Origin of the sequence: Colwellia sp. Arc7-D (assembly GCF_003061515.1) — a bacterium.
Lineage (GTDB): Bacteria > Pseudomonadota > Gammaproteobacteria > Enterobacterales > Alteromonadaceae > Cognaticolwellia.
On record NZ_CP028924.1, the window covers coordinates 1,158,482 to 1,172,305 of the forward strand.

Annotated in this window: 11 protein-coding genes; 8 read left to right on the top strand and 3 right to left on the bottom strand. The window is 38.1% G+C overall.

Annotated features, from left to right (window positions below; all coding sequences use genetic code 11):
- Nucleotides 1-10: 10 nt before the first annotated feature.
- Nucleotides 11-697 carry a lipoprotein insertase outer membrane protein LolB gene (gene lolB / locus DBO93_RS05095; RefSeq protein WP_108455352.1) on the bottom strand — a complete coding sequence of 229 codons (687 nt, stop codon included), beginning with the start codon at nucleotides 695-697 and terminating at the stop codon, nucleotides 11-13.
- Nucleotides 698-927: 230 nt separating this feature from the next.
- Here lolB and hemA point away from each other — a divergent pair, with 230 nt between their 5' ends.
- The 7 genes from hemA (at nucleotide 928) to kdsA (ending at nucleotide 7,893) form a co-directional block, all read left to right on the top strand.
- Nucleotides 928-2,196 (top strand): glutamyl-tRNA reductase, encoded by a 1,269-nt coding sequence (gene hemA / locus DBO93_RS05100; protein WP_108455353.1) that lies wholly within the window; start codon nucleotides 928-930, stop codon nucleotides 2,194-2,196.
- A 258-nt stretch (nucleotides 2,197-2,454) separates the two neighbouring features.
- Nucleotides 2,455-3,543, top strand: coding sequence for a peptide chain release factor 1 (gene prfA / locus DBO93_RS05105; RefSeq protein ID WP_108455354.1), 1,089 nt, complete (start codon nucleotides 2,455-2,457; stop codon nucleotides 3,541-3,543).
- A 50-nt stretch (nucleotides 3,544-3,593) separates the two neighbouring features.
- On the top strand, nucleotides 3,594-4,433 hold the full coding sequence (prmC, locus tag DBO93_RS05110; RefSeq protein WP_108457757.1) for a peptide chain release factor N(5)-glutamine methyltransferase: 840 nt from the start codon (nucleotides 3,594-3,596) through the stop codon (nucleotides 4,431-4,433).
- Between the two features lie 35 nt (nucleotides 4,434-4,468).
- Nucleotides 4,469-4,843 (top strand): SirB2 family protein, encoded by a 375-nt coding sequence (locus tag DBO93_RS05115; protein WP_108455355.1) that lies wholly within the window; start codon nucleotides 4,469-4,471, stop codon nucleotides 4,841-4,843.
- Nucleotides 4,844-4,879: 36 nt separating this feature from the next.
- Nucleotides 4,880-5,680 (top strand): tetratricopeptide repeat protein, encoded by an 801-nt coding sequence (locus DBO93_RS05120; protein WP_108455356.1) that lies wholly within the window; start codon nucleotides 4,880-4,882, stop codon nucleotides 5,678-5,680.
- 72 nt (nucleotides 5,681-5,752) lie between these two features.
- Nucleotides 5,753-7,015 carry a DUF819 family protein gene (locus tag DBO93_RS05125; protein WP_108455357.1) on the top strand — a complete coding sequence of 421 codons (1,263 nt, stop codon included), beginning with the start codon at nucleotides 5,753-5,755 and terminating at the stop codon, nucleotides 7,013-7,015.
- A gap of 35 nt (nucleotides 7,016-7,050) precedes the next feature.
- Nucleotides 7,051-7,893 (top strand): 3-deoxy-8-phosphooctulonate synthase, encoded by an 843-nt coding sequence (kdsA, locus tag DBO93_RS05130; protein ID WP_108455358.1) that lies wholly within the window; start codon nucleotides 7,051-7,053, stop codon nucleotides 7,891-7,893.
- A gap of 145 nt (nucleotides 7,894-8,038) precedes the next feature.
- On the opposite strand, the gene DBO93_RS05135 is transcribed toward kdsA, so the two are convergent.
- Nucleotides 8,039-9,379, bottom strand: a complete 1,341-nt coding sequence (locus DBO93_RS05135) for a dicarboxylate/amino acid:cation symporter (protein WP_108455359.1) — start codon at nucleotides 9,377-9,379, stop codon at nucleotides 8,039-8,041.
- A gap of 365 nt (nucleotides 9,380-9,744) precedes the next feature.
- On the opposite strand from DBO93_RS05135, the gene DBO93_RS05140 reads away from it, so the two are divergent.
- On the top strand, nucleotides 9,745-12,264 hold the full coding sequence (locus tag DBO93_RS05140; protein ID WP_108455360.1) for a hypothetical protein: 2,520 nt from the start codon (nucleotides 9,745-9,747) through the stop codon (nucleotides 12,262-12,264).
- Between the two features lie 106 nt (nucleotides 12,265-12,370).
- Here DBO93_RS05140 and DBO93_RS05145 read toward each other — a convergent pair whose 3' ends face one another.
- Nucleotides 12,371-13,477, bottom strand: coding sequence for an arginase family protein (locus DBO93_RS05145; protein WP_108455361.1), 1,107 nt, complete (start codon nucleotides 13,475-13,477; stop codon nucleotides 12,371-12,373).
- Nucleotides 13,478-13,824: the final 347 nt, after the last annotated feature.

Consider the following 13,824-nt stretch of genomic DNA (forward strand, 5'->3'; position numbering starts at 1 on the left):
AACTATCTCGCTAAGTTTTCCATGAGTGTATAACAATTTTAATGCGCAAATCACCTTGGGTGATCGTCAATTGCTTTGCTAATTGAAACTGTTCAATATGATAATAATTACTGTATTTTACTTGCCAAACTTTATTGTTATAACGACTTATTAAGCTTTGAGGGAGTTGAGTTTTCGCGTGGTAAACTATTTTGTCAGTGGGTAAAAAAGCTAATCCTTTTAGCCAATGATTCATCGCACGAGTCGGTAAGTTCAAGCCTGTAAGAGAATAAATTAAAGCGTCTAAATTTTGCGTGTCATAGACATTACCGTCCACTTCTAAGGTAAAGTTATCTTGGCGTTGTTCAAGTTCTAATACTTTTATGCCGAATAATGTTGATAAATTTAATGATTCAGTTTTTTCAGTTTCATTTTTTTGCCAATATAAAGTTGCACTTTGACGCTGTTGGCTATTAATAAAGGCTATTTTTCCGGTAATAGTCCATTCATTGAGTGCAGCTACTTGTTTATTACGCGTTTCAATATTCTGGTTTACTTGATTACCTTCAACGGGTACATCGTTAATGCTACTACAAGCACTTAATATACTGATAAAAAATAGTATAATGAACTGTTTACAATACATAGTATTCCTGTGGTTATTGAACGGCATTAATTTAACGCTAAGCGTAGTAACAATAACAAATAACGAAAACATATAACGTACATGCTTTCAATTTAAGCTAGTTTTACGTAAAATTATCGCGATTTTTTATCATAGATCATAGGTTTTTTTCAAAATCTCGTGGATAATAATATTAAATAGCTTATACAAGCTTATATTTAATCACAATTTAGGCAGTTTAAGCGTATAATCAACTGCAAGAATATTGACCACTCACCTTGTTTCTTTCGGTCATTAACCCTTTTTGGACTCAATATATTCATATGTCGATAGTTGCAGTAGGTATCAATCATAAAACCGCTCCGGTTGCCGTTAGGGAAAAAATATCATTTAACCCTGACAACTTGAGCTCAGCCTTGCAGGAACTGATACATACAGTAGACTGCAAAGAGGCTGCGATTTTATCTACCTGTAATCGTACTGAGTTATATATAGTACAAGATGGTGACGTTGCGTTAACTCAAGAGCGGTTGGTTCGTTGGTTAGAGCAGCATCATAATGTTCCTGCTTCTACCATTTCACCCAGCTTATATTGGCATACAGATCAACATGCCGTTAATCATATGATGCGTGTTGCTTGTGGTTTAGATTCACTGGTACTTGGAGAGCCACAAATATTAGGGCAAATGAAACAAGCCTATAAACAAGCTAAAGCCGCAGGTTCAATGGCATTAGTCATGGATAGATTGTTTCAACGTACTTTTGGGGTTGCTAAACAAGTTAGAACAGACACTGAAATAGGTGCTAGTGCGGTGTCGGTAGCATTTGCTGCGGTTAATTTAGCAAAGCATATTTTTGCCAGTCTAGACAAAACCAGAGTGTTGTTGGTGGGAGCTGGCGAAACCATTGAACTCGTTGCTAAGCATTTATATGAAAACAACGTTGGTCATATAACCGTGGCTAACCGCACACTTAGTCGTGCTGAAAATATGGCGAATAAATTCGGTGCAGATGTGATAACGCTTGCACAGATCCCTGAAATGATGGCTAGTGCAGATATCGTTATCAGCTCAACAGCCAGTACTTTGCCAATTATAGGTAAAGGTATGGTTGAAAAAGCTTTAACCAAAAGAAAGCACCGACCGATGTTTATGGTCGATTTAGCCGTACCTCGTGATATAGAAGAGCAAGTATCTGATCTTGAAGATGTGTTTCTATACACGGTTGATGATTTACAAAATATTATTTCTAAAAATTTAGATAATCGTCGCAAAGAAGCGGTGTTAGCTGAAGGTATCGTATCTGATCAGTCTTCTAGCTTTATGTCTTGGTTACGTGGGTTAAATACGCAAGATACGGTGATTTCTTATCGTAAACAGTGTTTAGAAAATCGCGATCAACTGCTTGAAAAAGCGATGCAACAATTAGCTGCAGATAAAAATCCAGAAGCTGTTATTGCCGAACTTGCCACTAAGTTAACCAACAAATTTATGCATGCACCTACTAGCGCTATTCAATCTGCTGCCCAGGGTGGTCAGTTAGATAGACTGGTATATTTGCGTGATATATTTGATATTAGCCATAAAGAATAGCGACAAGGCTAGTATTCGCACATACTCCATTTGATTGCCATTAAATGTGTAGTTAATCACTTCTCACGCTTAGGCATTTACCACTATTTACTTTTCATGCTTGGTATTTCGCTAATTAGCTTATAACTAAAGTAAACTTTCTCTAACACGCTATTGGGTATTTATTTCCCCATTTTGTATAAATTACTGCTAATTATCGTCTTAGTCGAATATAATGCGCGGGTAATTCATCAATTATTGACTATATAAGATCATTTAATGAATAAATCTGTTTACCAAAAACTTGAGATACTTGTCGAACGCTTTGAAGAAGTACAAGCGTTATTGTCTGATCCTGAAACTATTTCCAATCAAGAAAAGTTCCAAGCTTTATCGAAAGAATTCTCGCAATTAGAAGTAGTTACTACTGCCTTTCATGCCTACCAAGACGCTGAAAATGATTTTGCTGCAGCGGAAGAAATGCTTAAAGATGAAGACCCTGACATGCGTGAAATGGCGCAAGAAGAGTTTAAAGCGGCTAAGAAAGCAGTAGAAGAAATGACTGGCGAACTGCAAGTTTTGTTATTACCTCGTGACCCTAAAGATGATAATAATTGCTTTGTTGAAATTCGCGCTGGCGCAGGTGGTGATGAAGCCGCTATTTTCGCAGGTGACTTATTCCGTATGTACAGCCGCTACGCTGAAAAGCAAGGTTGGAAAATCGAATTAATGAACTCCAACATAAGTGAGCAAGGCGGCTTTAAAGAAATTGTCGTTAAAGTTAACGGTGTTGGCGTATATGGCCAAATGAAATATGAATCAGGCGGTCATCGTGTGCAACGTGTACCTGAAACAGAATCACAAGGTCGTGTACATACTTCGGCGTGTACTGTGGTTGTTATGCCTGAAATTCCAGAGTCGCAAGCGATTGAAATCAATAAAGCAGATTTGAAAGTTGATACTTTCCGCGCTTCAGGAGCGGGTGGACAACACGTTAACAAAACTGATTCAGCTATTCGTATTACCCATATTCCAAGTGGCGTTGTGGTTGAATGTCAAGACCAACGCTCACAGCATAAAAACCGTGCGCAAGCTATGTCAGTGCTTCAAGCACGTCTGCAACAAGCAGAAGATGAAAAACGTCGCAGTGCTGAAGAGTCTTCTCGTCGTAACTTAGTGGCAAGTGGCGATCGCTCTGAGCGAATTCGTACTTATAACTTTCCACAAGGGCGTATGAGTGATCACCGTATCAACCTTACACTTTATCGTTTAAACGAAATTATGGAAGGTAATTTACACTTGATACTTGAGCCAATTATGCAAGAAAGCCAAGCTGATCTGTTGGCAGAGCTTTCTGAGCAGCATTAGTGATTGAACCTGAAGTAACGCATGGGTTATCGGTTGAACTTGTATCTTCGATGACCTTTGTTAAATTAATTGCTCGCGGTGAGCAACTTTTGTCGCCACAGTCTGATAGTGCAAAGCTAGATACTGAGATATTAATTTGTTTTGTTATTGGTAAAGAACGTAGCTATTTATTAACTTGGCCAGAATATAAATTATCTCAAATACAAGCCAAACACTTTATTGAGTTAATGCTGCGCAGAGTTGCGGGCGAGCCTATCGCCTATATTGTTAACTTACGCGAGTTTTGGTCTTTGCCATTGCAAGTGTCACCAGCCACCTTAATTCCTCGTCCTGATACCGAAGTATTGGTTGAATCGGTATTGACTAAACATGTAGACGAAAACCTTTATTGTTTGGATTTAGGAACTGGCACTGGGGCAATTGCATTAGCGATAGCATCAGAAAAACCTCAGTGGAAAGTTGAGGCAATAGACTTTAGCCACGATGCAGTAGCACTTGCTCAGCGCAATGCTAAAAATTTAGATTTGGCTCACGTTAAAATTTATCAAAGTGATTGGTTTAATAACGTTTCTTCTGATAAATGTTTTGATATTATCGTGAGTAACCCTCCATATATTGACGCGTGTGATCATCACCTAAATGAAGGGGATGTTAGATATGAGCCAAAAACAGCTTTAGTTGCCGCAGATAATGGCTTAGCAGACATCAAAATTATAGCGTTCAATGCTAGGAAGTATTTAAAACCGGGTGGTTTTTTATATATTGAACACGGCTTTGAACAAAGTCTTGCGGTAAAAAAAATATTAGCTGACTTAGCTTACTGTGAAATTGAAACAGTAAAAGATTATAGTAACAACGATCGCATTACTTTCGCTTGTTACTCAGTATAAAATAAAAAATAACAATAAACTAAATGGAGTTCATTATGCTTAAACATTTACATATGACTATTGCCGTGATCAGTATTTTACTGTTCACTTTTCGATTTGCATTAACCTTAGCAAATTCAAACAAACTATCATTGAAATGGCTGAAAATTGCCCCACATATTATCGATACCTTACTGCTGGGTCTTGGTATTGCTTTAGCGATTAAACTGTCAATAAACCCAGCGGAACAATTATGGTTAGCCGAAAAAATATTTGCCGTATTTGCTTATATTTTTACCGGTTACTACACCTTAAAGTTGGCGCGTAATCGTACTATGCAAATTATTGGGTTTTTAGGCGCAATAGGTTGGGTAATGCTCATTGTACGCATCGCCATCAGTAAGGAAACCGTATTTTTAGCTGGCTTATAGCCGTTAAATTAAGCATTAAATATTAATAGAGAATGCATGAACGAATTGTTGTTATCAGAAATTAAATCTGAGAAAAATGAATTATTACAAACTTTTCTGTTAGTAGAAGAGTATATTTTTGGTCAAAAAGCTACGGTTCAATCTGAATTGGATGAGCTAGTAGCCTATTGCCAAGCTGAAACTGATGAAGTGAAAGACCCTGTTGAGCGGGCTGAAGTATTAATTAATGCTTTGTTTGTTGATCAACTCTTTATTGATAATCAGCAACAAAATTGGCCTGTCATTTCATATCAAACGTCGTTGGCGTTAACGCATAAGCTAATTTCACCTATTTTAAAAGCCGTGCTTATCGCTTATGTAGCCAATAGCTGTGACTGTAAAGCCGACATTGTTTTTGTTCCAGAGCAAGCCATGTTGAGAATTATATGTGATGATAATTATGCCATTATATTTGACCCTGTCACTGGTGAGTCTTTAAATTGGTATGAACTCGATGTTCGCATGAATGAAATTTCAGGCGACCCATTTGAAGTAACGTTAGATATAATGAAACAAGAAAGTTTGGTGTTAGAACATATTTCCAGCCTTAAAGCCGCATTTATCCGTGAACAATCATACGATAAGGCATTAAAATGTGTTGATATGTTGTTAGATCTGAATCCAAATGACCCTTTTGAACGTCGTGACCGTGGCTTTTTATTGCACCAACTTGATTGTTTTAAAGTGGCTTATGATGACTATCAATACTTTGTTGAGCAGTGCCCAAAAGATCCAGCTGCACAATTATTAAAGCTGCAACTAGATAAAATTTCAATTTCAGATACGATACTGCACTAATAAAATTTACCTGTTAGCAATAAAATATAAAAATAATAACAAAGTAAATTCAGTAAATTAAAAGGATAAGTAATGCAAGAAACAGTCTTGGCAAACGCGCCATTGATCACAAACGATGCCACCGTACTCGGAATTTTAGCGCTAATATTAGGCTTTGTTTTTTATACTTCAAATAGCAGTAATGCTGCTTGTCGTTCATTTTATAAATATGTACCAGCATTATTAATGTGCTACTTATTACCCTCGTTATTAAATACTTTTGGTATTGTTAGTGCCGACGTTAGCCAAGTTGATGAAGTCGCAAAGTATTTTTTATTACCAGCTTGTTTAGTCTTGTTAACGCTTAGTATAGATATTAAAGCGATTGCAGGTTTAGGTAGTAAAGCCGTCATAATGTTTTTAACGGGTACTGTTGGGGTTATTATCGGTGGGCCATTAGCTTTATTGATCGTTTCGGCAGTATGGCCTGAGTTAATTGGTGTAACAGGACCTGATGCAGTATGGCGTGGCATGGCGGCATTAGCGGGTAGCTGGATTGGTGGTGGCGCAAATATGCTTGCCATGAAAGAAATTTATGGCGCTGATGGTAATATATTTACCATCATGGTTACTGTCGATATTGTTGTCGCGAATATTTGGATGGCCGTTTTACTATATATGGCGGCTAATCATAAACGTATCGATGCAAAAAATGGGGCAGATACCTCGAGTATTGACCGTTTGATTGAAAAAGTTGAAGCTGAGACGCGACAGAATTCAAAACAACCTGAGCTAAAAGATTATATGCTTATACTTGCTGTGGGTTTTGGCGCAGCCGGATTAGCACATTTAGCGGCAGATTATTTAGTACCATTTTTTCAAAATAACTACCCTGAACTAAAGAAATTTAGTTTACACAGTAAATTATTTTGGATTATTGTTTTAGTAACAAGCATCGGCTTAACGCTTTCATTTACCAAAGTCAGAAGGCTAGAAGCGGTAGGAGCTTCGAAGATAGGCAGTAGTTTCCTCTATGTTCTCGTAGCCACTATCGGTTTGCACATGGATATTACGCAAATTGTTGAAGCGCCTAAATATATGGTCATCGGATTAATTTGGATGGCTGTACATGTAATACTGTTGTTCGCTGTTGGTAAGTTTATTAAAGCTCCCGTGTTTTATCTAGCCGTAGGTAGTAAAGCTAATATTGGTGGTGCAGCTTCAGCGCCAGTAATAGCATCGGCATTTCATCCTTCACTTGCACCTGTTGGGGTTTTACTTGCCGTTTTTGGTTATGCTCTAGGTACTTATATGGCATGGTTATGTGGCCAATTGTTAAGAATTGTTGGTAGCTAATAGCGACTAACCTATAAAATATTTTTGGAAATATTATGACAAAGCAATTAATTTCACTTGGCGATATTGATATCGCAAACGATAAACCTTTTGTATTATTTGGTGGCATGAATGTACTTGAATCACGCGATTTAGCGATGACGATTGCCGAGCATTATGTTGAAGTAACTCAAAAGCTCAACATTCCTTACGTATTTAAGGCCTCGTTTGACAAAGCTAATCGTTCATCAGTTAGTTCTTACAGAGGACCAGGTTTAGATGAAGGCTTAAAGATTTTTCAAGAGATAAAATCAACCTTCAATGTCCCTATTATTACTGATGTACACGAATCTTATCAGGCCGCACCTGTTGCAGAAGTAGCTGATATTATTCAATTACCCGCATTTTTAGCGCGTCAAACTGACCTAGTTGTAGCTATGGCTAAAACGGGCGCAATTATTAATGTGAAAAAACCTCAGTTTTTGGCTGCTCACGAAATGCGTCATATTATTAAGAAATTTGCTGAGTCGGGTAATGAAGATATTATTCTTTGTGAACGAGGTAGTTGTTTTGGATACAACAATTTAGTTGTTGATATGCTAGCGATGGACGAAATGAAGAATTACGCGCCCGTTATTTTTGACGCAACACATGCTTTACAGCAACCTGGCGGTAGAGAAGATTCTGCAGACGGACGACGAGCTCAGGCAGCGCAGTTAGCGCGTAGTGGCATGGCAATTGGTATTGCAGGCTTATTTATTGAGTCACACCCAGATCCATTAACTGCGAAATGTGATGGACCTTGTGCATTACCATTGGATAAACTTGAACCTTATTTAGCACAAATGAAAGCAATTGATGATCTTGTAAAGAGTTTTAAACCGCTAATTACTGGATAAACCATAACAGGGATAACTTACTAACACTGCAAATTTAAAAGCAGGGATGGTAAGTTAGCTAAAGTAGTAACATAAAAAAGGCGCTAATTAGCGCCTTTTTTGATGGTATTGATTTTTTTTAAACAATCAAAGGTGACTATTAAAGTTAGCTTTTATCTAAGTGATGAAAATCTATTTCTTCAATGTTTTTACCTGCATCAGGGTCGTTAAATACGTCTTCATCAAATTGATCTTCAGACTTACCAACAATAACCGTTACCATACTATCTCCGGTGACATTAACCGCGGTGCGTGTCATATCTAGTAAGCGATCTACACCTATAATTAAGGCAATACCTTCAACAGGCAAGCCTACTTGCTCAAGTACCATGGCGAGCATAATTAAACCAACACCCGGTACGCCTGCAGTACCAATTGATGCGAGTGTTGCCGTTAATATCACCATTAAGTAATCAGAAAGTGTTAAGTCTTGACTAAATACTTGCGCGATAAATACGGTTGCAACCCCTTGCATTATAGCCGTGCCATCCATATTAATTGTTGCGCCTAATGGCACTGTAAATGACGCTATAGAGTTTTTAACACCCATTTTCTTAGTGGTTGTTTCTAATGTAATAGGCAGCGTTGCATTACTACTTGAGGTTGAAAAAGCAAAAATGGCGGTGTCGCGCATTTTCTTTAAGAAAATTAGTGGATTTAGGCCCGTAAGCAATTTGAGTAAAACCGGGTAAGTAATAAAAGCATGTAGTAATAACGCACACACAACTACCAAGAAATACTCGATTAAATTACCAAAAGTACTGAGTGATACATCGGTAAACAAACCGGCCAGTAAACAAAATACACCATAAGGTGCAATGTTCATCAAGATAGTCACCAGACGCATAACAACAACACTCATATCTTCGAACATGGCAGCAATGCGATCGCCAGCTTTACCCGACAGTGCTATAGCGATACCAAATAATAAGGCAAAAATTATCACTTGCAGCATATTACCCTGTGCAAAAGCAGCAAATGGATTACTCGGGAACATTTGAATAAGAACTTGTGCTAGCGAAGGCGCTTCACGGCTAGCAAAGGTAGTACCGGCTACCATATTAACCCCTTCACCAGGGCTAACAAGCAAGGCTAAGCTCATGGCAAAACTGATCGCAATAGCGGTTGTTAATAAGTACATGCCAATGGCTTTACCACCAATTCTACCCAATTTAGTGGTGTCTTTTAGTGAACATGTGCCACAAATTAAAGATACAAAAACTAAGGGGACTACCAGCATTTGTAAGCTAGCGATAAATATTTGTCCGATGACTTCAAAAACACCGTCTACAAAAAAGCCGCGTATTGAAAAGTCGAAGAGGTATAAAGGAATAACTAAATCTGAACCGTCGGGCATTAACCATTGTAAAAGAGTGCCAACGAGAATACCTGCAACCATACCGGTTACAATTCTAGTGGTTAAACTTGCTTGCTTTTTTTTAGTCATATTATTTTAATTTTATTGTGCGATTCCTTATTATGTTGTTGCTAGGTAAAGAAATCAAATGATTAAAGTCTCTCCAGTATTGATTTAAGGCGATAATTCTAGTTTTAGGTCACTTTGTAATTTAATTGCTTAAAAATAGTTCAGCGAAATTAACGTGCTAAATTTCAATGTAGCTGATAAGCAATAAGGTCAACATACTGGCATAAGTCGCAATAAATTGAGTTGTCCAATATGGTTGTTTTCCCTCTAAAAATAACATCAGATATTAATAAATTATGTTTTTTCAGTTAATCACTGACCTTTTTATAAAAATTCGGTTAAGATGGAATGAGTTGATAAAAATAATTACCAGGGAGATGCTTTTTATGGCGCTACTTCAACGCTTTAGTTTAATTTTACTGTTTGCAACCTTAGTTGGTTGTGGTGGTAGTAGTGGTGGGTTTGAAGAGACTACCGGTGGCAGCGATGGTAGTACACCAGACGCTATAACAATTTCCTTAGCTATTTCAGACACAACGGTTACAGGTGCTGCACCCGTTACGGTTACAGCAACCGTTATACAGGGAACAGCTCCAGTTGTAGGACGCTCGGTTACATTTGCAACTGGATTGGGCTCATTTTCACCTATATCAGGTACGGCGCTAACGAATGATAGTGGTGTTGCTACAATTACGCTGACCGCAGGAAGCGTTCGTGGGGCAAGTGAAATTTCGGCCTCTATCTCTTCTGGTGAAAGCTCTACAACGCCTATAGGCTTTACCACTCAAGGTGATGATATAAATGTTGTGGGTGACATAAATATTACAGTCACCTTAGTTAATTTAGACGGCGACCCTACCGACACTGTAACTTCTTCAAAACCGGGTAAAGCCATTGCAACTATTAATGGTATTAGTGCTCCTGTTATTGTTAGTTTTACTACAACGGTTGGTGACATACCAATTGCTTCTGCGTTAACGAATAGTAGCGGACAGGCCACTGTGGATGTTTTTGCTGGAGATAGTTTAGGCGCAGGAACAATTATTGCCTCTATTGCCAGTGGAGAAACAGGGCAAGTATTATTTGTTGTAGGCTCTTCAACTGTTTCAATGGGCAGCGGTACACCATTTGTCGAAGGTGTTGCAGAGGTTAGTTTAGCTGAAATTTCAGCGGGTGGTACAAGCGTACTTTCAGTATCAATAATTGATGATCAAGGTAATTTATTTACCGAGCCTGTGGAAGTTAATTTTTCATCAGGTTGTGTCGCTCAATCTACAGCTTCTTTAAGTAGCCCTATCACCACTTCTAATGGTGTGGCAACGAGTACTTATTTAGCTCAAGGTTGTGTCGGTAATGACCCAATCAATGTAACGGCAAATGCCGGTGGTATTAACTTATCAGCCAATGCAACAATCAGTGTATTAGCGGCAGATATCGGCAGTATTGAGTTTGTATCAGCTACACCAGAAAATATTGGTATTATTGGCGCTGGTATTGTTAGTGGTTCAGAAAGCTCAACGGTAATCTTTAAAGTTAAAGATACTGACGGGAACCCATACAATAATAGAGCTGTTAACTTTGCTTTAAATACGAGTGTTGGTGGTATTAATTTAAGCCAAACTGTTGCTACCTCTAATGCGCAAGGCATCGTACAAACAGTTGTTAACTCTGGTAGTGTTGGCGCTACAGTTCGTGTTACAGCTTCAACAGAGACATTAGATGGCTCAGTTGTGTTTACCCAATCGAGTCAATTAGTCATCTCAACAGGTATACCTGATCAAGACAGCTTTAGTTTATCTAGAAGTATTGCAAACCCAGAAGCGTGGAGTGTAGATGGTGTTGAAGTTCCTGTTATAGTCTATATGGCTGACGCATTTAACAATCCAGTGCCTGATGATACTGCAATATTTTTTACTACTGAAGGCGGCTCGATAGAATCATCATGTTTAACTGATAATGGTCGTTGTAGTGTTAATTGGCGTAGTCAAAACCCAAGACCTGCTGGCCAAAGGCTAACCAATAGTTTCTGTTCAGTTGCTAATGATGCTGATCCAACAGTATTCTGTGCTAGACCTCCGCTTGCTAATGGCAAAAATTATTTAGGCCAAGAATATGGTGGACGTGCAACTATTTTAGCAACAGCTATAGGTGAAGAATCTTTTCCTGATAAAAATGGTAATGGTCGCTTTGATGAAAGTGAATACACGTTATTCCAAGGTTTAGATGTTGGCGACAGACTTTATGACTTAAAAGAAGCTTTTGTCGATCATAATGAGGATGGTGTATACAACCCCGCAGAATCTAGTGGTGAATTAGGTGGCGAATTAGAAGAGTTTGCAGACTTTAACGTCAATGGCGCCTTCGATGTTGAGGATGGTGTATATAATGGTATTTTATGTGGTTTAAATGATTTAACAAACCCTGGAACAGAAACCACAAATCAATATTGTGCTAACCCTGATGATGAACCTGATCCAACTAAAAAATCAGAAAAAGTATCAACCAATGTGCGTGGGTCGGCGGTTATAGTAATGTCAGGTAGTTCCCCGTTTATCACTGTGACAGCTACCAATGATGCCATTCTTAGCTCTGATCCAAACTTTGATTCAAACGACACTTCACTATATATTGCAGGTGAGAGTACAGGTACAGTAAGTATAGTTATTGCTGACTTGCACAACCAACCTATGCCAGCGGGTACTACTGTGACATTTGTTCCTGGAGTCGGAGCTGTTCTTGGTGGTTCAAGCTATACATGGCCAAGTGATGCCAGTAATGGTGGTAGCGCATTCAGTGTTGCTGTTAAAGGTGAAGCTGAACCAACATCTGGACCACTTCAAATTGAAGTGACTACCCCAGGTGGCCTAACAACCGTATTTAGCGGTATTAATATTGTTATTGAATAATCTCAATAATCAATAGTCACAAAAAAAACCGCTTTATAGCGGTTTTTTTATGATACTGATAAATATAAAAATGCGAACTAAAACAAATTATATTTATTTCCGTGGTTTACTTATTTATTTCTTCAATCAAGAAAGCCGATATTTCAGCTCCTGCTGCTAATGTTCTATCACGACTAACTTCACCTAAACCTGTGCTATCGGTAAATGGGGCAATCTCCATCATATCGGCGCCGGTAATAGGACATTGAGCGGCTACCGCACGTAATATTTGCATTGACTCGTTTGGCGATAAACCATCAGGCTCTGGAGTACCTGTTGCAGAAGCATAGGTTTCATCTAGCGCGTCAATATCAAAACTAACATAAACTTCATCGACTTTATCATCTTTTAATTGTTTGATGATTTTTGCAATAATTGCTTCAACGCCTTGCTCTTTTACTTCGTGAGCCCAATGTTGCTTAACGCCAAAAGTGCTTTCCCAATGTGTTTTAGGTTTGCCACTTGAACGAATACCAACTTGAATTAAGTCACGGCGATCAGTTAAGTCATCTAATATATGAGTACACCACGAGCCAAAGCATAAATCGATACCTAAACGTTCTACTAACAAGTCAGTATGTGCGTCAAAGTGAACAATTGCCGCACGAATACCTTGTTTCTTTTTAGCTTGCAAATAGGCTTTCGTTAATGGGTAACTTACCGAGTGATCACCGCCAATGCCAAAAATACCTTTTTTCGGAAACACAGCATAAAAGTCATGTAATACATCTTCTGTGATGGTTAATGGACTAACGGGAAATACACTATTTTCGTCTTGATAAAGTGCTTTACGACAATTGGCAATAGTGGCTTCATTAAGATATTTATCGTGTAATAAATGTGGAATAACACGGACATCACCTAAATCGTAAGCATTTAGATCAGGGTACTGCTCTAATAAAGTAGAGCGAACAAACAAAGGTCCCCAGTTTGCGCCACGTAAAATACCACCACCACAATCCGAAGCTATGCCTAAGATCACCGCATTAGACGATTCTGGCAGCTTTTCTACACTTTGCTGCCATAGAGCTTCAATATTAGTTGATTGGCCAAATAAGGCGTTATGTAAACGTTCCTTACGCTCTTTGGCAGTGTTAACGGTAAAAACCCCGTTACCTGGTGGGCATAAACATTGGTTAATTTTATTTTTAAAGGTTGACCATGAAGTCGTCATGTATATTCTCTTCCTATTAATAGGCATTGAAATTCACTTAAATGAACGCAATCTACCTGAAGTGATTGTAAAAAATTGTTATTACAGATGAAAAACTAAAGTTATTTGTCTTTCAGCTCTTAAATTTTGCTAAAAAGTCTATTATGATGGCGCCGAAAAATTCGCATCATTATAGCTAAAAGTTGTAAAAAGGCATATATATAAAAATTTTTTGCTTGTCAGCTCGCTAATTTACAGATATATCTAATAGTAATTTCAGTATCAAATTTAATTTTTCGTCTCAGTTTTATTCATGATTGCAAATTTTCTTAATATTTTGCTCGCGCAATATTAAGTTACTCAGTGCA

What these genes read in the sequence shown, in the direction of transcription:
- lolB (WP_108455352.1), bottom strand. Translation starts at nt 697, where the DNA reads ATGTTTTCGTTATTTGTTATTGTTACTACGCTTAGCGTTAAATTAATG.
- hemA (WP_108455353.1), top strand. Translation starts at nt 928, where the DNA reads ATGTCGATAGTTGCAGTAGGTATCAATCATAAAACCGCTCCGGTTGCC.
- prfA (WP_108455354.1), top strand. Translation starts at nt 2,455, where the DNA reads ATGAATAAATCTGTTTACCAAAAACTTGAGATACTTGTCGAACGCTTT.
- prmC (WP_108457757.1), top strand. Translation starts at nt 3,594, where the DNA reads ATGACCTTTGTTAAATTAATTGCTCGCGGTGAGCAACTTTTGTCGCCA.
- DBO93_RS05115 (WP_108455355.1), top strand. Translation starts at nt 4,469, where the DNA reads ATGCTTAAACATTTACATATGACTATTGCCGTGATCAGTATTTTACTG.
- DBO93_RS05120 (WP_108455356.1), top strand. Translation starts at nt 4,880, where the DNA reads ATGAACGAATTGTTGTTATCAGAAATTAAATCTGAGAAAAATGAATTA.
- DBO93_RS05125 (WP_108455357.1), top strand. Translation starts at nt 5,753, where the DNA reads ATGCAAGAAACAGTCTTGGCAAACGCGCCATTGATCACAAACGATGCC.
- kdsA (WP_108455358.1), top strand. Translation starts at nt 7,051, where the DNA reads ATGACAAAGCAATTAATTTCACTTGGCGATATTGATATCGCAAACGAT.
- DBO93_RS05135 (WP_108455359.1), bottom strand. Translation starts at nt 9,379, where the DNA reads ATGACTAAAAAAAAGCAAGCAAGTTTAACCACTAGAATTGTAACCGGT.
- DBO93_RS05140 (WP_108455360.1), top strand. Translation starts at nt 9,745, where the DNA reads ATGGCGCTACTTCAACGCTTTAGTTTAATTTTACTGTTTGCAACCTTA.
- DBO93_RS05145 (WP_108455361.1), bottom strand. Translation starts at nt 13,477, where the DNA reads ATGACGACTTCATGGTCAACCTTTAAAAATAAAATTAACCAATGTTTA.